The sequence below is a fragment of the Niastella sp. OAS944 genome, assembly GCA_024809215.1.
GTDB lineage: Bacteria > Bacteroidota > Bacteroidia > Chitinophagales > Chitinophagaceae > Niastella.
In genome coordinates, this window is sequence record JANUBW010000001.1 from 163,186 (window position 1) to 187,304 (window position 24,119).

Here is a 24,119-nt window from a genome sequence, read left to right on the forward strand (position 1 = left end):
CAGCGATATTTTGCCCGCGGGCAAAGATGCTTTGCCCCTGGCAAATATAAAATTGCCCGGGGCAATTATGTTCCTGTCCAGGGCAAAAACATATTTGTCCGGGGCAATTATAAAATTGTCTGTGGCAAATATATAATTGCCACTGGCAACTGAATAATTGTCCGCGGCAATTATCCAATTGCAAGGGCAAAAATAAAATTGCCCGCGGGCAAAGAACCATTGTCCGCGGGCAATTATCTATTTCCTAACTGCAAAAGCTCTTTGCCCATTTACAGATGACAATTGCCTTATGACAATAATACGCAGCCCCAGGGAATTGGAAAATTGTTCAGGCGCAATTGATCACCGCCTCAAAGCATTGCATTGCTGCCCTGGGAATTAAGTTCTTTGCCTGTGTGAAATGATAATGGACGGCTTGCAATAGTAATGATGAAAGCGGTCTCATAATACCTGTAAAGTAATTTCAGGATTAATTATGGTCAGTATAGCCATTTCAGGATTAAACCCATCTGCTATTTCATCAAACATACTCTTCTCAAAGCAAAAACATCCCAAAATTCGCATCAAATTCGCTGACGACGATCAGTTTTATGACGCAAAAAATGTACAATTATGTACAATATTGTTCAAGAATGTTCAATTTTGAAAGGCCCCCGATTGAAACTGTATTCGACCTTCCTATCTTCGAGTTGTTAATTCGAACGATACGAGTGAAGCGGTTTTACAATCAATTTTAGGATAGCGAACTGCGTTATAAAACGATGACGATGGTCAGTGCCGCTAAGTGTTAACCCTATAAATTGTTGTCAAATGTTGTCAAGTTGCCAAAATTTGGATTTCGCTTGCCGGCCACCGTATCTTCGATTTAACAAAGGCGCTCAGAAGAACAAACGAATTCACTGGCCCCTACGTAGCAAGATTAAACTGGTCAAATAAGTTCAATTGCAATACCGGTATACTCAATTTGACTGATTTAATTTGGAAGATCTGCCAGGGAAGAAAGTCTGCCAACAAGCGCTTTGTGTTTCACTTACATTGGCCAATCCCCATTCTATCCGTTCCTGTTTCCACTAAACTTAACTGACATACGTCAAAACATGCTTTAGGCAGTTATGCCAAAGTTATTTACCGAAGCGCGGTGGCGCAGCTGGATGGGAAGGTTTTGCCTGATAAGTAGCGTGTATTTAAAACTCATTATTAACTTTTTTAAAAAATAATTTTATGAAGATCAAAATCAAATCAATCAAGAGAACCCGCCAAAGTCAAATAAGTGTGCTTTGTAAACGGGTATTAGAAAACATGGAAAACAATCCATATTTCCCAACACTGCCACCAGAATATGACGAACTTAAAAAAGCAGTGCCTGAGTACGATACCTCTCTTGCCAATGCCATTGGCAGGGACAAGTTCAAGGTGTCTATCAAAGATGATCAGAAAGCTAATGCGTTACGATTGCTGATAGCATTAGCCGATTATGTAACCTTAATTGCCAAGGGCGACAAAACCATATTGCTAAGCAGCGGGTTTGATGTTAACGGCACCATCGTTACCGAGACACCAGAACTGGCCATCGAAAAGTTGGTGGTTGAACTGGGTGAGCATGGCGAAGCAACAACGCGTATTACAAAAGCAACGGCTGCTATAGCCTTTGTACATGAGTACGCCATGGAGGCACCTAACGCCAATACCACCTGGGTAAGCGAAGGAACATCTGAGAACCATTACAAGTTCGCAGGCTTAAGTTCCGACAAACGCTATTGGTTCCGTGTGGTAGCCATCGGCAAAAACGGCCAGCGTATTTACTCGGCTGTTGTGTCGAAGGTGATACAGTAAACAATTATTATTAACAGGAGCCCTGTTCGCTGAGAGGTGGATGGGGCTTTTTTTATGGAGGATATTTAAAGGGGCTAAATGACTCTTTTGCATAGTTAGAATATTAAATATCATTAAACCCATTGATCAAGATCAATATATAATTAAATTATTAGCTTATTGATTTTTTTTGTATTTTGACCAGCCTAACGCTAACTATATATAACCATAACCGTAGAAAATATTTTTAAATTGACGATAACTCTTTTTCCCTCTCCCCCTTCCGGCATATACACCAAGTGCCGATTCCCCACTTTATATGTTCACTGCAATTATCCGCTTTCTTATATCACTTTACTACTTAAATAATTGATTTCATATAGCATTTATACCTAGAAGATTTCAGGCATATTGGCTTTTTGCTAACCCCTATACTATAATCTTAAGCCCCTACAAAAATGGAAGTAAAATTTTTAAAAGCAGGATCCGGTGATTCAATTATAATTCACCATAAAATTTATAATATAGTTATTGATGGAGGAAATGATAGTAAGTATTTGCTTTCTGAAATTGATAATATTTATAAAAATAATGAAGTAATTAACTTATTAGTAATTACTCACCACGACGATGATCATATCAAGGGAATAATTGACTTATTAAACCACGTTTCTGAATCTAAATATGATATTAATAGGCCCTTTATCGAGAAAGTCATATTTAATTCCCCTAGGCTAATATTAGGAAAATTACCCAAAGACGATAATAATCTACTATCCTACCGCCAAGCGCACATAGTAGAAGAACTTCTCCAGAAGATAAACACGAACTGGACTCAATATACAGATCAAAGTAAACCAATAGTTTTCGAGGACTTAATAATAAACATTTTGTCCCCAGCCGTTGAAGACCTAAAGGAGTATAGCCTTCAAAAAGGAGCATACCTAACAAGCGATTGGAAGTGTGATTGGAAGATTCCAATGTGGAGATTAGAACCCTACATTACTGATAAGAGCCAAGACAAATCAATTTCTAACAAAAGTAGCATTGTTTTTCAAATCAGTTGTGATAACAAAAAGCTACTACTTACTGGAGACGTAACACCAGGACGATTACAGACCATTCTAGATCAACTATCAGCAGAGAATGGAGGACTTCCAGTGCAATACGATATAGTTAAACTTCCACATCATGGAAGTTATAGAAGTTTAAATAAATCAATTTTAGAAAAATTGAAGTGCAATACATTTATTATTTCAACAAATGGCAAAAAATACTTCTTACCAAACAAGAGAGCGTTACTAAAGGTCGCAAAATATTCTAAGAGAATCAACGGCGGGGCTGCAAATTTCTTTTTTAATTATGAAGAAACTTTAAACAACATCGAGATCCATACCAAAGAAAAAATCGATTACAACTTTATTGTAACACCCAACAATGAAAATTATGGCATACATTTCAGATACTCTTAAAAAATGTGCTGTCAAAATTGTAACATCTGTTTGTGGAGTACCATCTACAGGTTCTGGAATTGTATATGAAACCTCTAACAATTACGATTACAATTATATTTTAACTGCAAAACATCTATTTCAAGAAGATACTCAAATTCCGCTAGTCATAGAACATGTTATAAGTATCGATGTTTTTTACTCCGAAAAAGGTAAATTAAAAAAACTACAAAGCATTAAAAAGGCAGAAATAAAAGACCGGCTAATAACCTTTGACGATGACTTTGCAATAGTAATTATTGAAAAAAGTGAATTAATTAGCTTTGAGCCGATAATTGTGACTGATAAAATAGAAGAACATGACTTAGAATTTTTCTCATGGGCAGTATTTAGCGCAAATGAAAATGAACTTCACTTTTTCGAATTCAAAAGAAATGATTCTGAAAACAAAAGAATTAAACTAATTACCCCCCCTTCACCTGACGCAATACAAGGCATTTCAGGCGGAGGAGTTTTTATTAAAAATAGACTTGTATTATATGGGATTATATGCAGGTACCCCAATGATAATCTAGAAAATGATACAATTGATTGTACGCTCATTACTTTTGATTCAATTAATAAGCGATTACTCGCACTTAAAAGAGTACCACTAGATACAACATTTAACAAACACAAAAGAGAAATAAAAAACATTGTTGTTGACATCCACCAAGCCACAATAAACAATGTTTGTCTGAACTTAGAAATGTCACGACGAAGACTCAAAACGGATATTGTAGATGACTGGTTTCATGACCCACTAAAGTACATTGACCTTCTAAATCAAGAATTTTTATTCAAACAATTTGAAGAACTGTTCAATGAAAACAAATACAAAACGGAAATAGCAGAGCAATTTTATGTACCCAAAAAGAAACTAAGCCTAAGACAAGCGTTAGTCTCTCCATTCATTGATAGAATAATGTATATGGCAGCTGTAGGTGTGCTCGCAGATAAAATGGACTGTGCTATGATTCCTACCGTATATTCAGCAAGATATAATAGATTCTCAAAAAATCAACTTATTCTTAATGGGGTAGAACAATGGAAGAAAATGAAATATTTTTTAGCCAAAAAAGTACATTTGAAAGATTCAAATGACATTTACCAGTATGGATGTATTATCGAAATTGATTTATTAAATTTCTATGACAATATAAACAAGACTTTACTCATAGAAAAAATTAAAAGGATATGCACAACTGAAAATGAAATAAATGCTTGTGACTTATTAAATAATATATTACAGGGTTTATCAGAAAAAGCCCTAGGAATTCCGCAAAATAGTGATGCATCTTCACTGTTAGCATCTTTTTATCTAAATCAGGTCGATACCTATATGTACAATAGAACATTCGGTTACTACCGATTTATGGATGATATTAAAATTCTGTGCAAAAACAAATACGAGGGAAGAAAGATTCTTCAATTATTTGAATTCGAACTAAGAAGATGCGACCTTTCAGTAAACTCTCAAAAAACAAAAATAAGAACCATCGTTGATCATGAGACAGAAAACGAAGACGAGGTAACTAGAAATAGTTTTAATGATAATTTGTTTGACATAGAATTGAATAAAATCTCCAGATTAAGAAAGTCAGAAAACTATGCGTATTTAAATCAAGCATTCCATTTAAGTATTGAGTTATTAGATGCAAACATTCAAGAAGACATTGAAAGTACAGATATTGTTTCTCAAAAACTAAACTACGCATTAAATACTATAGAATTGCTTGGAAAAAAAACCTTCGTTTTTACAATGACAACCAACAATTTATTACGACTCTATTAACTGCAACGGAAAGCCTAAAAGATAAACCCTGGCTCACAGCCCAAATATGCAAAGTTTTAAATTTACTCAGTAGAGAAACGTTTAATTCAGAATTTGCAAATATTCTTAAAGAAATTGTGTTAGACGAAAAATTCAACTCTTATTCTTATCAAACTTATCAGATTTGGTTATTGATTGCTAAACACAAACACAAATCCGAAGACTTGATCAAGTTTGCGGTAGATAATATTGAAAGAAATGATGAAACCAATAGGACAGTAATAGGAGCGATGATAATTTATGTTTGTTCTGTCGATGAAGATTACAAAAGAGTGATTTTAAGAAAATTTGGACAGGGATTTACTAATAGATATTTTCAAAACAGGATTGCCCTTATTGCATTAAGATCTTTTAATACAAATCTAATCCCGACCAACAATATTGTAGAATCTTTAAGTACCGCTCCAGAGTTTACAAACAAATATAAAAACAAAGACCTAGTGTATATCTATGGTTCCGAAGAGGATAACGAAGAAACAGAAGATTTTGACTTTGAACAACTATATTCTTTATAAATAATGAAAAAATTTGTAGTAGTATTCATTGAGCTCGTTTGGTATTCACTCGACATTGATGACATGAACAACTTTGCTACATCTATTGAATATCAATCTAAGGATACTGTAATTACGTTTCAAACAAGCGATTTAATTAGAGACTTAAACTCAAAAGAGAAAGTATTACCTATAATTATCGACCTGGAATCCCTAGATATACAAATGTCCCAAGAGGGCAAAGATTTAAGAAATTACCAGTTTTGGAAATTACTCAATCGACTTAAACATCATAAAATAATTGATTCCGGATTTCAATTAAAAAAAGAAAACATAAAATTATTCTTAGAACACATTGCTATTTTATACTATAATTAATAGACAGGGATGAAATCGAAGTAAAAAGATTTCTAGAAATAGAAATTAAAATTAATAGCATTATATATAAAGCCCAAAAGTTAGGAATTGCTGTAGATCTTGAAACTGTTAAAAAAAGATGCGAAGAACTTGAGTCATATATATACGAAATAAAAAACACCTTACAGGTGGAGCATGAAATTTTCACTCCTGATTGCATCGAAACACAAAAAAACTACCTAAGAAAGAAAGCGTATTCAATTGTTGAATCACTTCTTTATTCTTTTAAGATTAGAAGGAAGAGCGACATTGTATGTAATTTATTTTATGACCTATTGAGCAATCAAAGAGACCTAGATAGTTTATTACTTATGCTATCTAGATGGGGACAAACCCGTACTCACCCTACTTATTTAGGGTTTGGCACAATTACGTCAAGAATTATTTTACGGCAGCCATCTTTACAAAACTTACGCAAGTCAAATCGAGACCTTATTATACCGGATATTGGAACAAAGTTGATTTATATTGACTATGGACAATTTGAGGCAGGGATACTTGCCTCGCTCAGCAATGACAAACATTTAATTAAGCTATATGACTCGGATATATATTCCGATATAGCTGAAAAAGTCTTAAACAATAAAGAGGATAGGAATGAAGCAAAGATAATTTTTTATAGATTTATATATGGAGATACAACTCTACCTAAAAACGCAATTGATTATTTTCATAGGTTCAAAGGCTTGCAAAATTTTAAAATGTCTATTGAAAATAAAGTATTATTGAATAATAAAGTAGGTACCGTTAATGGTAATTACAGGCGTTCATTTGATAATGACATTTCCTGGGCACTTAGCCATGTAATTCAATCTACAGCTTCATACATCTACAAATCAGCTCTAATAAAAGTGGATCAGGAAGTCAAAACTGCACAGCTTTTAATTCCTATGCATGATGGCACAGTTTATCAATTAAAACAATTTAATTTTGATGAATCAAAAAACAAAATTGAAGCCATCTATAAAGATGAGTTCAAAAAAATGTGTCCACAATTAAATCCAATTGTTAAAATCAAAGATAGTTTCGAGTAACTCGTCAGATAGTCTATTAAAAAGAAGTCGCGACATACAACTCAACTGGCAGCTTTGACATTTAGCAAAGTTGCCAGTTTTATAACCGTAAGCGATCCCTCCCTCCCACAATTCTCACATCGCCATACCAAAAAATTGCAAAAAAACAAAGTTTACTATGCTTTTGGGCATTATTGTAATTTGCATTTAAGCACCTTGACGATTAATCAAAAAAGCCACTTAATAAATACCGTTAAAATACCTGCTACCGGCATTATTAATTCTTATTATCTTTTCCTTTCAATCATATTTTAACCTATTATACCGTGTTATGGATACTCAGGAAAATGACAGCGTTTTAAAGAGCACAAGGGAACCTAATCCCAAGCCCATTAAAAACAATATGTCCAAAATACCTGAACGCCCGCTTGAAAAAATTGCATTAAGTTGTTCCGGCGGCGGCTACCGGGCCGCCAGCTTTCATTTGGGCGCTATGTCGTACCTGAATCGGTTGCAATACAACGGTAGGCCCCTGCTTGAAAACGTAAAAATGATCTCCACCGTTTCAGGAGGTACTTTTACCGGTGTTGTTTATGCTTTACACAAACAACGGAAAAAGAGTTTTGAAGAGATATATCATTTCATGCTTGATCAGCTTAGTAAACTCGATCTCGTGAAATTAGGGATTGAAAAACTGAACCCAAACGGTAAATGGCATAATACTCATAAAAGAAAAAACCTGATCAATGCGTTTGCTGAGCTATACGATGAGCACTTTACCGAAGGTGAAACCCTTGCTGTTTTTGATTCCATGAACAGCCACCTCGAAGCAGTGGCATTCAATAGTACAGAATTTAACAATGCAATAAATTTCAGATTTCGTAACAAGAACACAGGTATTATCGGCAATAATTTTAACCGGGTTCCTGCCGACGTGGCCGGTGAAATTAAGTTAGCTGATGCAATTGCCGCTTCTTCCTGCTTTCCTGGAGGTTTTGAGCCAATTATGTGGCCGGCAGATTTTGTTCACGATAAGGCCAACACACTTAAGAAAAATCGGGATACGTTAAAACCCGCTGGTCTTATGGATGGTGGCATTTATGATAACCAGGGCATTGACAGCATTTTGTTGTATAAGAAAAGCGACCAGCCATATTTTGATCTTATCATCATTTCGGACGTCACATCTCCCTATATGGATGGATTTAAACCTGCAACCGAGAAACCTAAAACAGGTTGGCGCACTATGACCGTTCGGGAGTTTGGCCAAAAAATTATGCATTACAACCGGCTTGTTAACCGGGTAATAATTGCACTAATAACTCTGTTTGCTTTGTTACCCTTACTCAAGGGATATACCAACCACTGGCTTACGGGTTTATCACTCGGCATATCCCTTACCCTGCTAGCCTGCTGGAGCATAAAACTATGGGCATTTGCTGCTGTAAGGAAAACTATCCGTCAACAACTGGAAAATCTGGAGGCCTGGATAAAAAACAAAAAGCTGGATTTTTATTATGAACGACTATCCTTATTGAAAATAGAAGAACTCTCTATACACAGAATAGAACCGCTACTGGCCGACCGGTTTAATTCTCTCCTTTCTTTACTGCTTAATGTATTCTTAAAGGTGGTACGCCGGTTAAATTATAAGATGGTATACGAAAACGACAAATGGCAGTATCGCCGCATAAGTAATTTAATTCACGAACTCACCGAAGAGGATTTTACAAAGCCTGTCAAACAGCCTAATAAACCAACAGATAACAATCTCTCTGAAGAAATAACGCAAAGCACAGCTGTAAAGAAAACGTTGACTGGCCCCTACAAGGCAGTGATTGGAGATAAAATAAAAATAATAGCAGAGGAAGTTGCCGATTTCGGTACTACCTTATGGTTTACCGAGAAAGAGCAGCTGGATGATATGTTGGGTAAACTAATAGCAACAGGTCAGTTTACTATGTGTTATAACATGCTCGATTATATTGAATCGCTAATGTATACACCAGGCAATGGATACGACGAACTGGATAATACAACGAAAAAGACGTTGAAAGAAATTCATGAAAAATGCCTTCAGGATTGGACGCGCTTTAAGCAGGAACCACTTTTCCTGTTGAAAGAGATGAAAGAAAACAGATTGATGCCATAAAACATATCAGGATATCTACACTGCCTCTTGCCCCCCTGATCTAAGAAATGTTCAAGGGTTTCGAAGAATCGTATAAGTACTCCATTATTGCGCTTACGAGTTTTGTGTTATAAAACAATAACACAAAATTTGTATGAAAAAGACAGTTTTAATAACAGGGGCCTCTTCTGGTTTCGGCAGAGAGACCGTCAAACTTTTTGTTGAAAAGGGTTGGAATGTTATTGCATCCATGCGTTCGCCTGAAAAGGAAACGGAGCTTTCGGTTATTGATGGCGTACTGGTAACCCGCCTCGATGTTACCGATAAGGGCAGCATCCAAAAAGCCGTTGAAGCTGGGATCAGTAAATTTGGCGCCATTGACGTACTGGTGAACAATGCGGGCTATGGAGCGTTTGGGGCCCTGGAGGCGGCCTCGGAGGATGTGATAAGGCAGCAGTTCGAGGTCAATTTATTTGGGCTTATAGAAGTTACCAAGGCCGTTCTGCCCGGCATGCGGGCACGCAAAAGCGGTGTCATTGTCAATGTTTCTTCGGTCGGCGGCAGGCTTACTTTCCCATTTGGCACTCTGTACCATGCTACAAAGTTTGCCGTAGAGGGACTTACCGAGTCCCTTCAGTACGAATTGAATCCATTAGGCATCCGGTTGAAGATAGTAGAACCGGGCGGCTATAAGACCAACTTTGCCGGTCGCTCCCTGGACCAGTTTGGAACGAACGGACTGGATAGCTACCAGAAAGGGTTTGACCAAATTTTGCGGGTGATGGAAACATGGCCCATGTCGGAGAACATTGGCGAGGTAGCAGCTGTTATTTATGAGTCGGTTACCGATGGCACAGAAAAACTGCGTTATCCTATAGGCCAGGATGCCGTGCCCATGCTGGAAGCCCGGCGGCAAATGGACGATGTGGAATTTAAAAAGATGATGATCAGTCAAACCGGTATGATCTAAATTATAACAGTATGAAAAGAACAGCCCAGCCCATAATCAACATTGAATCAATCAGCGAGCTGCACGACCTGGTGAAGCGCCCGCGTCCGCGGCATCCGTTGATCAGCGTGGTAAACCATACCGAATTTTATACCGAACGACCTGAAGAAGATGGTTTATACCGGTTCGGGTTCTATGCCATTTCCTGCAAGAAGTTTGAAGGACTTTTGCATTATGGCAAGAGTCATTATGACTTCAGGGAAGGATCGTTGATGTTCACCGCACCGGGACAAGTGCTTGGCGGAGGACCCAGTTGCAAGGTGTACGAGGGTTGGGCTTTGTTCATTCATCCGGACCTGTTGCATGGGACTGCTTTGGGCAAAAAGATGCACCAGTATTCCTTTTTCCAATATGAGGTAAATGAGGCGCTGCATATTTCGGAGGAGGAAGATAAGATCGTCAAAGATTGTGTAGATAAGATCGCCCGGGAATATACGCAGACCATAGACAAACATACACAGGCTCTTATTGTAAGTAATATAGAACTGCTGCTGAATTATTGCAACCGCTTTTATGACCGGCAATTTTATACAAGAGCAAAGGTAAACTCTGATGTTGTACAGCGTTTCGAAACGTTATTGAAGGACTACTTCGGCCAAGGTACCCTGATAGAAGCCGGACTGCCTCCTGTTACCTATTTCTCCTCGAAGCTGAATTTGTCACCCAATTATCTTTCAGACCTGCTGCAGAAGTCGACCGGTAAAAGCACGGTTGAGCATATTCATCTGGAGCTTATAGAGAAGGCCAAGTCACTGTTGTGGGGATCGGAAGGATCGATAAGCGAGATAGCTTATGAACTGGGTTTCGAGCATCCATCACATTTTACCAAGATCTTCAAGGCAAAGACGGGGAAGTCGCCAAGTGAGTACAGAAATCTTAATTAAAAGGTGAAGTGCCGTACAGCAATCCAGGCCCCTTTCCTTTTTACCAAACATGGTTCCTTTAACCTGTTCTACTGTTTCTCTCTTTTACCCCCTCACCCACCCCACAATCCTTAACGGTCCGCCACTCCCATTCTTTATTTTCATGGGCAAGGCCACTATGTACGTGCCGGTTAATGGTAATTGATCAAGGTTGGCTACGTTCTCAAATGCAGGAATATTTTTCCCCATCAATACCTGGTGGGTTTTAAAATCTTTCGACTGGCCGTAATCGATGCTGGGGGTATCTAATCCTACTGCTTTTATTTTTCGCTGGGTGCTTAGCCATTCGGCAGTGGTGGGGTCAATGCCGGGGAAATGCAAATGCGGTATGGCGCCGGCTCCTTTTTCGGCAGTACCGAAATACTTTTTGGCATCTGGGTAAAACTTTCCATAGCCCGTTCTAAATAAAACGATGGCATTATCGGGTATTGTACCGTTTGCTTTTTCCCAGGCTTCTATGTCCTTTACCGTTATAAGATAATCTGCATTCTTCAATGCCTGTTCACTCACATCTATCACTACAGCTTCACCGGTAAGATGCTCAAGTGGTATCTGGTCGGCTGTTTGATGCCCCTGTGCAAAATGCACCGGGGCATCGAGGTGAGTACCGCCATGCTCGGGCGCACTAAATGCATTGGAGGAATAATAAAAACCCGCGGGTGTAATACCATTCGCCTGCGTATCGAGTTTAAACCCTGTAGCATTATTGGGCCAGTACAAGGTTTGTTCGCTGAAGCTATAAGTAAGATCGATCCATTTGCCTGAGGAGAATACACTATCTTCATGTTGCGCTGGCTTACACGCTGCCAGACATAAAACGGTGATGATTATATACCCGTTCATAAGCATCGTTTTAAAGTACCAAAAGGTACAAAGACTTTATAAAAAGATTTAAAATATGGCACAAAACAATTTAGTCAGAATGGACAATGTAGGCATGACGAAATGGTAACCAGGCTAAGCAAGCATGGCGCCCAGCTTGTTGGCGAAGTGGTTAAGTATGAAAACATGTATAAGCTTTGTTACATTCGCGGCGTAGAAGGACTTCTTATCGGTTTGGCAGAAGAACTCGGAAATAAATGATTGCTCCGGTCAACCCAATAAAACCCCACCCCATCATCACTCACTTCAAACCGATCTTTTACAAAGTATCGTATGGCCATGTATTGCAGCGGTATCACCACCTCTCCTTTTTCGTTCACCCAGCCCCACTTGTCATTTTTGCAAACAGGGAACATGCCATATGCATAACTTTTTACCGAATCGAAACGTGGTTCCAGGCTTTTGATAATTGATGAAAGATCGGCATGCCGCCGCGCGCCGTAACTGATATAAATTTCCCGGTACTCTTTCAGCATATTGGCTGTGGAAGCTTTTTGTGTAGTGGCTATTGCATCATCGAGATGATCTAATACGGTGCTATTGGTTGCATCGATGTAATTCAGGTCCAGCTCCCACTCCTTTGCTACAGGCAGCATTAATCGCTGGTAACCTTTTGTAAAGGCATATGGTAACAGATCTATCAGAGCACAAAAAAGAAGATGGCTGTTAGTCGGAATCTTTTTAACAACATTCTATTACATTTTAAAAGCCACGCCAAAATGCTGTATCACCGGTCCGGTATATTTACCCAATGGCTTGTTGATGCCATAACGAAACACAAAGGGGCCCAGCCAAAGAAACAAACCTCCTTCGGGATTGAACGCCGTGTATTTTTCATCTTTATTCGCCACGTATTCTTCGCTGCTGCCCGAGGTTTTTACAAACTTTCTTAATTCGGCATTGAAAGTAACACCACCACCGGCATACAGCCAGAAAGGATGTATAAGTTTTTGCGTTAAACCGAAATTGACGTGTATTACTTTCGGCACAATATCGCCGGTAAATTTCTTATCCTTGTCTATAGATTCGGTTAAACTGTTTTTATTATCTGTTTCCCAGTCTGCCACCGATTTAAAGAATCCCCCTCCTGTGCGTGCCGAAATATACATACCAATCTTCCGGTTATTGAGGCTTCCCGCCATAATGCCGGCCAGGTTCTCTTCATCGGCATGCCATCCATAAAAGATCACATCGCTACGCGACCATCGTTTTACCTTTTGGTTTAGCGCCTTTATGTGACTCTTGCTGGCAGGCATTCCACATTGCGCCGCATTGTTATATAATTGCAGCGCCCATTTAACATTGTTTACCTTTCTTATCTTTTCCGCTTTTTTTGCTTCTGCCACATAATAGTTGCAAAGCTCCGTATTTACTGTCTGTATTTCTGGTCCCTGCGGATAACGGTTCTGGTAAGCCTGATAGTAATAAACAGCCTTATCATAATTGTTGGCTGTAACATAGTCGCGGGCAAGCCTTAGATAGTTTTTCTGCAGCACTTTGTCTGCCTCCTGTTTGTGTATGCCTGCAGGGAAAAGTGAAAGATAGTTTTCATATCCCTCCAGACTATTCGTATATACGGTAAGTTCGTACGTTTGTTCATCACGCGCCCGCGTTAATTTACTTCTTACCATTGCATCACTTTTTAATTCCAGGGCCCTGGTATAGTTTTCCACGGCGGCTGTCCAGCGTTTGGCATTTATATCCAGGTCGCCATTGGCTACAAACTTTTTGAACTTTATGTCATTTGCCCGCGGCGAGTTGGGAAACATGGTAAGAAATGTGTTGAGCTCTTCGGGGTCAGTACTGTTTTTATACAATTCGTACATTTCTGCCGCACTGGCCGATCTCAACGCACTGGTACGGGTATTTTCTTCACTGATCTGCCGCTGCTCATACACGGTAGCTTCCTCCATTCTTTTTCTATCCAGTTCATTTTTGAAATTAGAGTCGGCGTCCTTTATTTTCGCATCCACTTTTTCTTTTAGTGCCACCAGGTCGTTGTGCGCGTTGGTGCCTGCATTAGATGGTGGGGCTATTTTAAAGTACGTATTGAGCGATATAGAAGCGTTCACCCAATCGCCCAGGTTATAATAGCTCAATGATCTCAGCGATTCTATGCGCGGGTTGGTTTTGCCCAATGCCGCCTCGCAATTGCGTAACTTGCTGATGGCGCCGGTATTGTCGCCTTTTTCATAGGCTTCGCGTGCCGATTGAAAAATCTCCGAGGGTGATTGGGCATGTGCAGCAGCGGAAAGTATAGTAAACAAAATAAATACTACGTATCTCATGGTAGGGCGTTAAGGAGTAATTGTCAAATGTTACCGAATCTGGTAGCCTTCATTTGTGGAAATGGTTTGCAGCTGACTGCTGGTCACAAACCGTTTTATTTTTATGGAGTAGTACCTGTGCGAAGCAACAAAGCTTAACGTATTCATCTGTCGCTTTTTTTCCGCTTCGCTTAACCGCGCCCATTCATCCCGTTCCGCCTGTCTTTTGCGTGCTATAGCTGCTTGCACGGCCTGCGAGGCATCTGAAGAAGTACTGTAAAACTTGTTATCATTGACCAATCCCAGGCTACCTTCCTCCGCTATAAATTGTTCTTTGGTAAGATTTATATCTGCGGTTATTTCGCCTTTTTGATTTACGGAAACGCGATCGAAATTCTGATAACCATTAACAGACTGTTTATTTCCTCTTTTATCTACTATATATTTTGTATTGTCCTTAGCAGTGAGCATAAAATATGGTGTGCCGCTTAAAGCATCTATGCGGGAATACTTGTCTGAATCAAAAGTGGTAATAGTTCTGTTTTTGCTTTTTAGTGCTATGATCTTTTTTTGATAATCATTAACCGTTTCCACATCTTTCAGATCATCTTCAAATGCAGTTCCCCATTCATCATTGCCATTGTAACGGTCCAATTCTTTTTTGGCCATCGCTTCTTCCACCTCTTTGCTTGGTGGTTTTTCTTCTCCCCTTTCATATTTAAGATATAGTTCCTGTATGGCATCAATGGCCTCCTCGGGCCAGGTGATGCGGATGTACGTATTGGATGGCGGATAATTTTCGCGTACGGTACCGGTTTGAACTTTTGTCCAGGCAGACGCATTTGCGCGGGTGGCTTTGCTAAGGAATTTCATCATCACCTCCTGCCTGGCATTGCTTGGCTTAAAATCTTTCGGATGCCGGCACCAGTATTCGGTTTTTACATCAGAATAAACGATATCGGCCTTCAACCCCCAGGTACCCGATAAAGGCACCGTACCGAATGGTGTACTTTCAGAACTGCTGATCAATAGATCTTTTTCAGTTATATTGAACCAATAGTACGCGCCATATTGAAACTTGTCCTCAGGATTAAGCCCCATACCCACCACGGCATTAACCGATGTAGGTCTAATAGCCTTGTACCTTCTTACAAGGTCGGGGTATTTAGATATTTGCTGAAAAGAAACGTAATGCTTTTGTCCGGTAAGGCCTTCCATATTCAACCTGTATACAAACACGGGATTGGTGGCAATATTCTCCAGTATTGCCCACACCCTTACCCGCAAAGCAAGAGAAGAAACATTAAGCAAACCCGGCCTTATCTCACGATCGTATTGCTGATCGAGGTCCATTACAAATGTTCGCTCTTTGGGATAATCAAAATAGCCAAAGGGGTCTTTGTAAACAAATGCTACATCAACATCACCCTTTTTCTCAAGTTTTATGTTTTGGGAAGAAGTTAACAACGAAGTGGCGCACAGGCAACATGCCAGAAGAAAAGACTTCATTTCTACAGGGGTTGGGTTACCAATAAGGGGTTGCAATAAGATTATTAAAGAAACAAATTACGCCAATTCAAAAAAGGTGGGCAATACCCCCAAAGGGGTACAAATAATAGTAAAACAGTGAACGGTAAAAAGATCAGGCATCCTGGTTCATTAAAAATACCAGCTGTGGAAAGTTGCTTACATTATTTTTCTGAAGCATACGCCGGCGGTGTGTTTTTACCGTTTCAATACTGATAGTCAATTTGCGGGCTATTTGTTTGGAAGAAAAACCATTGGCAACAAGTTGTGCAATTTCCTTTTCCCTTTCGGTAAGCATTAATTTGTTACTTACCTGTACATTTTGCTTTTTAAATACTTTATGAAATGCTAATTGCACCGCCACCAGCAGCTGCGTATCGCTGTAAGGTTTCATTACATACATGGCAGGGTCTGCTTCAAAAGCCGCGAGTAATGTTTTGGCGTCGGAATAGGCTGTAATAAAAATAATTTCACAGCCATATGTTTCCTTCAATTCTTTTGCAAGGGCCGTTCCTTTCATTTCACCTTTAATATTGATATCGCAGATAACGACCTGCGGTATTTCACTGGCCTCTGTACATATTCTAAAAGCACCGGCCGCATCTTTTGCAATACCGGCTATTTTGTATTCTTCATCAGTAAGTAATTCGGCAATACTTTCTGCCGTTATCAGTTCATCTTCTACAACCAGTACGGTAGCTCTATCTTTCATGCGTTATGCTCGTATTTCAATGGTAAAGGTTATGCCCGGATTTTCACGAATGGTCATTACGCCGTTTAACTGGTCTACCAACATATTCACCAGCTTTATACCAAACGATGTTGCTTTGTTCAATGCTTCGGAACTTTTTAGTCCGTTCCCATTGTCGGCTATGGTTAAAATAAGGCGGTCGTCTGACTGTTGTTGCAGGCTTATGATTATTTTGGGATCGGCAACTCCGTGGAATGCATGTTTAAAAGAATTGGTCACCAGTTCATTTACAATTAACCCAATAGGTATGGCCATATCGATATCTACCGACCGGTTTTTCAATTGCACTGCAGTGCGAATGTTTCCGCTATTATAACCAAAACTACCCGCCAGTGACAAAGTAAGGGTGCCCAGATAATCTTCGATATTTACTGCTGCCAGGTCGTTCTCCATATAAAGCTGCTGATGGATCATCGCCATGGCGTCTACGCGCGTCCTGCCCTCTTCCAACGCCATCCGGGCTTTATCATCTTCCAGGCGGTTACTTTGTAACGACAACAAACTGGACACTATCTGAAGGTTATTCTTTACCCGGTGATGCAGCTCTCGAACCAGCGACTCAATGTATTCATTCTTTTCCGTTGTAAGCCGGTAGGCTTCTTCCAACTCCCGTTTTTGGTCAAGCACCATTTTTTGCTCGCGGTCGTAACTGCGGCGAAACAGCACAATGATAAGCATGGTGAAAAAAAGAGAATATACAAGCACCGTTACATGATCGGTCAATCGTTGGTCAACAGAAGCATACGGCACCACCAGTTGCGGAAAAAAATATTCCACCACTATTAACAACAGGGCCGTGCCTGCCAGCAGGCTATAGATCAGCAATTGATGTCTTCGTTGCGCAATAAGCAGGAAGATGTTCAAGAGCATAATGATGAGGTAGATTATAGTACCATAGGAGGCGCCATTATAAAAGTGCATGAAACCAAGTAACAGAATGGTACCTGTTATGTAAATGAAAATGGTAGCCGGCGTAAACCATTTGCGCACGCGGCTTAAATAAAACAGGGTGGCAGAAATGACGGTGCCTATTATTGCCAGCCAAACGGTGGCCCAATGCAATCCCAATAAATAATTGATCAATGTTCCCTGCAGGCAAAAAAGGGTAATGACAAAACTGGTGAGGTTGAACACGCGGTGCTCAAAACGGTACGTAGTATTATCGCCTGCTATATAATGATAAACCCTTTTCAACATGTGAACCGGGTAAATCTAAGGGATAGATGATTAAATTCCAAATGTGAAACGTAAAAATCAGAACTTACTACCAAGAATACCCTTCAACTCCGGCGCTATGATCTCTGCCGCCTTCAGGGCGCCTTCATTGGTAAAATGCACGGCATCATAAAAATACAGGCTGTTCTTCGGCATCTGCTTCTCAAAGTCTATCACCGGCACATTCTTTTCACCGCATGCTTTTCTCATAACATCATTGTATAGCTCTAATACCTCAAATAAGCATCGTCCGTTCATACCTGTGCCATAATCGATGGTTTCGAGGTTTACGCCTGTAACAGGATCGATACCGCATCCCAGCAACATGGCCTGTGTCATAAACACGGGTTGTATGTTATACTTTTTGCAGGTATCTATTAGTTGCCCAAGTCGTTGTTTGTAGGCGGTAAGATATTTTTCCTGCTGTGCCTTCCGCTCAACGATCTGTTGCCCGGTCATTACTTTGGGAATAGCCTTTTGCAGATCGAGCATTTCATCGGTGGTATTATTCAATCGCTGCGCTCTATAGCCGCGCACCAGGTTCAAACCAACATTCAATACTTCGCTGTTATTGAAGATATAATGTTTCAGGTCCGAATAGCCGCCCCGCCTGTTCAATTCATCATGGAAAGTGGGCTGTTCGTTTTCAACGTCATTAATACCAGCATAAAACAAAATCACTTTAGGCCTGATCTTTATCAAATGATCGTTCAACAATACCTGGTGGCCAAAAGATGAATGCCCATCGAACCCCGCATTATTAAGCCACAAATTTTTAAATGCAGGTTTCAATTGTTGCTCCAACTGAAACGACCAGGTTTTATTATCCGACAAAAAATGACATTCAGTAGTACTGCCACCAACGGTTATAATGGTGAGGCAACTATCCCAGTTAGCAGGCTTTTCCGGTCCTCTGAAACCCAGTCCGTTCCTGGTATTTATAATAACTGAGTCGAGTTTTGGATTGATCGAATTCTTTATGATCTGCTTTTGGTTAATGGGCAGCAGGATCTGGTTTCCCCGAATCCTGAATTGAAACGGGTTATATATACGCAACACAATTTCGAGAAGAATAAATACCACAATAAAGAGATAGAGGAAGTAGAGTAATTTCCGGCGCAGCGAAGACTTTGTCATCTTGTGGTATAAGTAAATTGAGGCTCAAATATAGCTAAAAAACAAAAGACGGGTTGCCTTCCCAAATATTCTGAATGAAGTTATAAAAAAATGAAACTTAAAAGGTTAGCCGGTCAAAACAAAGTACATTTGCCACTGTTATCTATTTACCAGGAAGCCAGCAATAATTACAAAACAACATTAATATGTCGAAATTAACTTTAAACATTCCGCATTCGCAAACCCAGGAAGAAGCGCTGAACCGCATTAAACAATTGCTGGGCCGTTTACAGGAAGAGCAAAAAGGCACGGTGACCAACGTTCAGGAAAACTGGGATGGTCCCAATGGCGATTTTAGCTTTTCTGCCAAAGGCTTTAATATCGCCGGCACCATTCAGGTAAAGGAAAATGAAGTTCAGCTCGATTCGGACCTGCCTTTTGCCGTTGCGCTTTTTAAAGGACAGATCGCTTCCTTCATCACTGAAAAAGCAAATGCATTGCTTGCGTAAGCAGGCAATGCATTAACGATTGCTATTCTACCCATTTCGATTACTCCAGCTCGTGACGGCCATCGTCTTTTACCTTAGCTCCATCGGCCACTTTGTAAATGCGTAATGCTAAATATTGTTTTGCCGGTAGTTTTATTGAAGCATTGTTCTTCTCTACAAACTTGTACCGGTTACCGGGCATGGGCATTACTTCAAACAATTTGTCAATAGGCGTAATGGTCATATTCCATGTATCAATAAGATCGGCCTTGAACCTGGCGCCATTGGTAAGCCCTTTTTTAGGAAGCACAAATTCCCATTTGTTCAATTTATCATTTCCAAAATAAATGAGGTAGTACTCCCCTGCTTTGCCCGCCATATTGATCTCCCAATACTGGTCAATGGGTTCCAAAGCACCCGGGCCGCTTTCAACGATCTTTCTTAAAAATGCAATACGCGATGGGCTTGAACCGGTAAGCCGGCCGCCGTATGAGATCCACGGACTAGTCTTATACGTTTCGCCATGGGTGGCATAGCCGCCGCCAATTAACGCATTCCAAAAACGGAACGTCATTTCTTCACCGCTAAGCTGTCCCCACCGGCTTTCTATATCGCCTTCATAATTGATCTCATCATTTACAATCGGCTTTTTATACAGTTCGCGCAGCAATGGTGTACAGAAGGGCGTTTTAACCACATTGTAATATTGCAGACTTACATGCGTTACCCATGGTTTTGCATAGTCGTAAATATTATCGGCATTGTGAATGGAGCGCAGGTGATGATAAGGATCTTTTTGCTGCACCAGTTGAAACAGTTCGTCCCAATTTTCAGTGGTCACGTATTTCATAAACCCATTTTCATTGGCAAGGCTCCACCAGATATTGCGATAAGCTGCATAGCGGGCCACCATGTAACGGGCAAAACGTTTATTCACTTCCTGCCCCATCATATCGAAACCCCATTTGCCTTTATCGTACGGACGAAAAAGGATCATATCAGCTTCTACACCTATTTGCTGCAATTGCTGCACACACGCATCGATGTTCTTGAAATACGCGGGGTTGAAACGCGAAAAATCCCAATCGGCACTGCTGGTGCCTTCAAATGGAAAAACGGAGATCCTGAGTGGACCATCTATATATCGGTCTTTATAAGGCGGCACCGCCAGAAAGCGGGCCTTGTTAAATGCGCTGGCGGTAAGGGTTTCAACCGTTTGTTTTTTTGTTGCTGTATCCTGAAAAGGCCATTCGTAAATGGTTGTCCCAAACGGATAATAGGGCGTTCCATCTTCATATTGAAAATGATACGTTTCTTTTACTCTTACCGGGCCGTGATTACTTTTCGAAGGGCTTGTACATTCAAATGTTCCCTTGCTATTATCCAGTTCTTTTTTATTACTGGTGATGGTATAATTCCAGGTGCCTTCCTTTTCGGGCATGAACCTTATTTTGTAAATGCCGTTGCCGTCGTAATACCCTTCCTGTTCAACTACTTTGTCGCCATTGGTAAACCGGCCCAGCAATTCAACGCCCATAAACGGGTTACCGGTTGAAGGTCCTTTCAGGGTGAGCTCAAATATGCCCCATTTTTCAACTTTTTCCTGGGCGAAGGCATTACCGGCCAACAACATCAAAAACACACCGGCCATGATCAACTTTTTCATCTGCATCATATTGTAAAATATGTACTGTAATTATTACACCTAAAAAATGGATATTCTCAAAATGCGGCGCCAAAAGGCTGCTGCGCATTGATTTATTTATAATTAAGTGGTACAATCTTAAAAAAGGTTGCAAGTATCATTTAATTTTTCTTTATTTGTTTTCACGATTCGCCAAACCATTATTCCTCCTATTTTTCAATTTCCGGAAAAAAGCACCATCTAAACCCTTAAGATATCTTTTCGCATGAAAACCCTGCTGCTTTTGCTGATGCTTCCCTGCATGCATGTGCTTGCCCAACCTGCTGTTTATACTACGGCCGATGCGCATTCACATAATGACTACCAACAATCGGCGCCATTCTATTCTGCATATAACCTGCAATACGGTTCCATTGAGGTGGACGTATATTTAAGCCAAAGCGACAATGAACTGTACGTGGCCCATACCTTAAGGGATGTAGCGCAAAACCGCAAGTTTGAAGAAGTGTATCTGAAACCATTGTCGGAAATGATCCAAAAGAACAATGGAAATGTTTATGAGGATTCCACCCTCAAACTGATATTGATGCTCGATGTAAAAACCGACGCCATTACCTCTATCAATAAGCTCATCGATCTGTTCATGAAATATCCGGCCATTACCAAATGTTCTTCACTCACTATTATGGTAACCGGCAGCAAACCCCATCATAGTACGTATGGCTCTTATCCATCATTCCTTTGGTTCGATGGTTTGTTAAGCTCCAACTATAGCAAAGAAGCACTTTCACGTATTGCCGTACTTGGCGACAATTTCATAAACTATTCAAAATGGGATGGTCATGAACAAATACCGCCAAACGATTGGGAGAAATTGAAAAAAGCGGTTGACAAAGGCCATGCCCTGGGTAAAAAAGTTAGATTCTGGAACACACCCGATTTTATTGAAGGCTGGAGCAAACTCATTGAGCTGGGCGTTGATTATATTAATACCGATAGTATAAAAGCACTGGCTGAGTTTTTGAAAAAGAATGGAACAAGAAAAACATAAGCAGTAAATTCCTTTTTATGGGTTTAATTAATATTTGTACTTTTAACAAGACGATTGTTAAATTACAAAACTGCTTATATTGCTTGCATATTCCTCATATGACAAGGCCTATTTAGTTACATTGGTGGCCGCGGGTGATGTAAATGCCTTCAACGAGCTTTTCCGGCTTTATTGGGATAATATTTATTCAATCGCATTCTCCATTACAAGATCTAAAGTTGTTGCAGAAGAGATCGTTCAGGATGTTTTTCTTAAGGTTTGGTTGAAACGCGAACAACTTGCCGAAGTAAAGAACTTCGACAATTACCTGTTTATAATTGCCCGCAATCATATCTACAATCAATTAAGAGCCAAAGCCGTTCAGTTTTCTGAAACAGATGTTGAAGTTTCTGAAACGCCCGAAAAACAGCTGTACCTGAAAGAAACGGTACAAATAATAACAGAAGCAGTAAAACGCCTGCCCAAACAACAACGGGTTATTTTTGAGCTTAGCCGCAATGAAGGGCTCGACCATGCCGCTATTGCCAACCGCCTGAAGTTATCGCGCCTTACGGTTAAAACCCACATGAATAAAGCCTTACACTCAATAAGAGGGTATTTATCGCGTCATAATATTATGTTCTTGCTGTTCCTTTGCCTCCTTCTCTTCGTTCTATGATTTTTTTTAAAATTTTTTATTTCTAACTACACCCTGGCCAAAATACCCGTGTCTTTATATATATAAAGCCGCACTAGCTTATGCCAGAAAGATCATTTGAAGAATTAATGAACGGGTATGTCAACAACCAGTTGACCGATGAAGAAACCGCCTGCTTTATGGCGCTGGTGCAACAACCGGCGTATAAAGAAAAGCTGGAAACCTACATCGGCAACTTATTACATAACCGTTCCATTGCCGGACTGTCGAATGAAATACAGGGCCAGGCTGTGTTTCAGAAAATTATGTCGGCGGCCAATGAGCAAGGCGAATGGCAGGAAGTTCCGAAAAAACGTATTGTGTGGATGAAATATGCGGCAGCAGCAGCGGTGCTTATTGCGTTTTTGTCGCTCGCCTATATATGGGTAGTTCGCTCCACTGAAAAGAAGGTTACCGCCAAACAACAAAACAAAACGTATAAAAATGATGTATTACCGGGCACACAAAAAGCCCTGCTTACCCTGGGCGATGGCACAGTAATAGAGCTCGACAACGCCCAAAATGGCACGCTGGCAAGCCAGGGCGGCACAAAGATCATAAAAATGGATGGCACCATTAATTACGAGAACGCAAAAGCGGGACAAACACTATATAATACCATTGCAACTCCCAGGGGTGGCCAGTACCAGGTTGTATTGCCCGATGGTACATTGGTTTGGTTAAATGCCGCATCTTCTATTCACTTCCCTACCCGCTTTAACGACAAGGAGCGACGGGTAGAAATTACCGGCGAGGCTTATTTTGAAGTTAAGAAGGATGCCCATAAACCCTTTCATGTGATCACTCCTACGCAGGATGTTGAAGTGTTGGGTACCCATTTTAATGTGAATGCTTATTCAGATGAGAGCGCAGTGAAAACTACATTGCTTGAAGGGAAGGTGAAGGTGAGCCAATCGGCAATCGGCAATCGGCAATCGGCAAAAAATGCTGAACGTGCAGTTATCCTTAAGCCAGGTGAGCAGGCTGAACTGGCGGGACCTATTGCCGATTCACGATTCACGATTGCCGAGGCTAACATAGAGCAGGTAATGTCGTGGAAGAATGGCCTGTTCCAATTCAACAACGCAGATATACAAACCATCATTCGCCAACTGGCGCGGTGGTATAACCTGGAGGTAGAGTACAGCAAACCGCCAGACGATAATCTATACTATGTAGAAATGCCAAGAAACTCAAAACTATCATCCATCTTAAAAGTATTGGAACTAACAGGCAATATTCATTTTGAAATTGAAGGCCACAAACTAATTGTATCCTAAAGAAAGGGTAAGCTTTTCACCGATCATAATTAACATATAGAGTACCAGCCAAGAAAAAACCGGAGACAGCGGGCAGGCTGAATCCGGCAATGGTCAGG

General features: G+C 40.2%; 21 protein-coding genes. 13 read left to right on the top strand and 8 right to left on the bottom strand.

The genetic code is table 11. The features are described from left to right. The first annotated feature begins 1,221 nt into the window (after positions 1-1,221). From GGD38_RS00675 to GGD38_RS00715, 9 genes are all read left to right on the top strand, one after another. Positions 1,222-1,833, top strand: coding sequence for a fibronectin type III domain-containing protein (locus tag GGD38_RS00675; RefSeq protein WP_375299959.1), 612 nt, complete (start codon positions 1,222-1,224; stop codon positions 1,831-1,833). A gap of 437 nt (positions 1,834-2,270) precedes the next feature. Beyond that, on the top strand, positions 2,271-3,284 hold the full coding sequence (locus GGD38_RS00680; RefSeq protein WP_375299958.1) for a ComEC/Rec2 family competence protein: 1,014 nt from the start codon (positions 2,271-2,273) through the stop codon (positions 3,282-3,284). Next, entirely contained in the window at positions 3,259-5,097 is a 1,839-nt protein-coding gene (locus tag GGD38_RS00685; RefSeq protein WP_375299957.1) for an RNA-directed DNA polymerase, read from the top strand. Before GGD38_RS00680 ends, GGD38_RS00685 begins: the two co-directional genes overlap by 26 nt. Positions 5,098-5,213: 116 nt before the next feature. Continuing rightward, on the top strand, positions 5,214-5,651 hold the full coding sequence (locus GGD38_RS00690; protein WP_375299956.1) for a hypothetical protein: 438 nt from the start codon (positions 5,214-5,216) through the stop codon (positions 5,649-5,651). Positions 5,652-5,654: 3 nt separating this feature from the next. Further along, entirely contained in the window at positions 5,655-6,008 is a 354-nt protein-coding gene (locus GGD38_RS00695; protein WP_375299955.1) for a hypothetical protein, read from the top strand. A gap of 86 nt (positions 6,009-6,094) precedes the next feature. Next, positions 6,095-7,081: a DNA polymerase gene (locus tag GGD38_RS00700; RefSeq protein ID WP_375303805.1), complete on the top strand. Its 987-nt coding sequence runs from the start codon at positions 6,095-6,097 to the stop codon at positions 7,079-7,081. Positions 7,082-7,463: 382 nt separating this feature from the next. Then, positions 7,464-9,212 (top strand): patatin-like phospholipase family protein, encoded by a 1,749-nt coding sequence (locus GGD38_RS00705; protein ID WP_375299954.1) that lies wholly within the window; start codon positions 7,464-7,466, stop codon positions 9,210-9,212. A gap of 133 nt (positions 9,213-9,345) precedes the next feature. Then, positions 9,346-10,161 (top strand): SDR family oxidoreductase, encoded by an 816-nt coding sequence (locus tag GGD38_RS00710; RefSeq protein ID WP_375299953.1) that lies wholly within the window; start codon positions 9,346-9,348, stop codon positions 10,159-10,161. Positions 10,162-10,172: 11 nt separating this feature from the next. Continuing rightward, the gene (locus tag GGD38_RS00715) at positions 10,173-11,084 is read left to right on the top strand and encodes a helix-turn-helix domain-containing protein (protein WP_375299952.1); all 912 of its coding nucleotides are present in this window, start codon (positions 10,173-10,175) and stop codon (positions 11,082-11,084) included. Positions 11,085-11,168: 84 nt separating this feature from the next. On the opposite strand, the gene GGD38_RS00720 is transcribed toward GGD38_RS00715, so the two are convergent. The 7 genes from GGD38_RS00720 to GGD38_RS00750 all read right to left on the bottom strand — a co-directional run bounded on the left by GGD38_RS00720 (position 11,169) and on the right by GGD38_RS00750 (position 18,902). Beyond that, positions 11,169-11,966 (bottom strand): cyclase family protein, encoded by a 798-nt coding sequence (locus GGD38_RS00720; protein WP_375299951.1) that lies wholly within the window; start codon positions 11,964-11,966, stop codon positions 11,169-11,171. Positions 11,967-12,145: 179 nt separating this feature from the next. Continuing rightward, a complete protein-coding gene (locus tag GGD38_RS00725; RefSeq protein WP_375299950.1) occupies positions 12,146-12,601 on the bottom strand; it encodes a WG repeat-containing protein in 456 nt (151 codons plus the stop codon). Between the two features lie 99 nt (positions 12,602-12,700). Next, positions 12,701-14,293 carry a tol-pal system YbgF family protein gene (locus tag GGD38_RS00730; RefSeq protein WP_375299949.1) on the bottom strand — a complete coding sequence of 531 codons (1,593 nt, stop codon included), beginning with the start codon at positions 14,291-14,293 and terminating at the stop codon, positions 12,701-12,703. Positions 14,294-14,323: 30 nt separating this feature from the next. Beyond that, positions 14,324-15,781 (bottom strand): hypothetical protein, encoded by a 1,458-nt coding sequence (locus GGD38_RS00735; protein ID WP_375299948.1) that lies wholly within the window; start codon positions 15,779-15,781, stop codon positions 14,324-14,326. Positions 15,782-15,914: 133 nt separating this feature from the next. After that, positions 15,915-16,511, bottom strand: coding sequence for a response regulator (locus tag GGD38_RS00740; protein ID WP_375299947.1), 597 nt, complete (start codon positions 16,509-16,511; stop codon positions 15,915-15,917). Positions 16,512-16,514: 3 nt separating this feature from the next. Continuing rightward, on the bottom strand, positions 16,515-17,747 hold the full coding sequence (locus tag GGD38_RS00745) for a sensor histidine kinase (RefSeq protein ID WP_375299946.1): 1,233 nt from the start codon (positions 17,745-17,747) through the stop codon (positions 16,515-16,517). A gap of 57 nt (positions 17,748-17,804) precedes the next feature. Beyond that, positions 17,805-18,902 (bottom strand): SGNH/GDSL hydrolase family protein, encoded by a 1,098-nt coding sequence (locus GGD38_RS00750; protein ID WP_375299945.1) that lies wholly within the window; start codon positions 18,900-18,902, stop codon positions 17,805-17,807. A 185-nt stretch (positions 18,903-19,087) separates the two neighbouring features. Here GGD38_RS00750 and GGD38_RS00755 point away from each other — a divergent pair, with 185 nt between their 5' ends. After that, complete coding sequence (locus GGD38_RS00755) at positions 19,088-19,390, top strand: polyhydroxyalkanoic acid system family protein (protein ID WP_375299944.1); 303 nt, start codon at positions 19,088-19,090, stop codon at positions 19,388-19,390. Positions 19,391-19,430: 40 nt separating this feature from the next. Here the strand turns inward: GGD38_RS00755 and GGD38_RS00760 are convergent, their stop codons facing one another. Then, complete coding sequence (locus GGD38_RS00760) at positions 19,431-21,035, bottom strand: DUF5060 domain-containing protein (RefSeq protein WP_375299943.1); 1,605 nt, start codon at positions 21,033-21,035, stop codon at positions 19,431-19,433. A gap of 244 nt (positions 21,036-21,279) precedes the next feature. Here GGD38_RS00760 and GGD38_RS00765 point away from each other — a divergent pair, with 244 nt between their 5' ends. The 3 genes from GGD38_RS00765 to GGD38_RS00775 all read left to right on the top strand — a co-directional run bounded on the left by GGD38_RS00765 (position 21,280) and on the right by GGD38_RS00775 (position 24,021). Further along, positions 21,280-22,065, top strand: coding sequence for an alkaline phosphatase (locus GGD38_RS00765; RefSeq protein WP_375299942.1), 786 nt, complete (start codon positions 21,280-21,282; stop codon positions 22,063-22,065). A gap of 79 nt (positions 22,066-22,144) precedes the next feature. After that, on the top strand, positions 22,145-22,723 hold the full coding sequence (locus GGD38_RS00770) for an RNA polymerase sigma factor (protein ID WP_375299941.1): 579 nt from the start codon (positions 22,145-22,147) through the stop codon (positions 22,721-22,723). An 80-nt stretch (positions 22,724-22,803) separates the two neighbouring features. Continuing rightward, on the top strand, positions 22,804-24,021 hold the full coding sequence (locus tag GGD38_RS00775; protein ID WP_375299940.1) for a FecR family protein: 1,218 nt from the start codon (positions 22,804-22,806) through the stop codon (positions 24,019-24,021). Positions 24,022-24,119 lie beyond the last annotated feature (98 nt).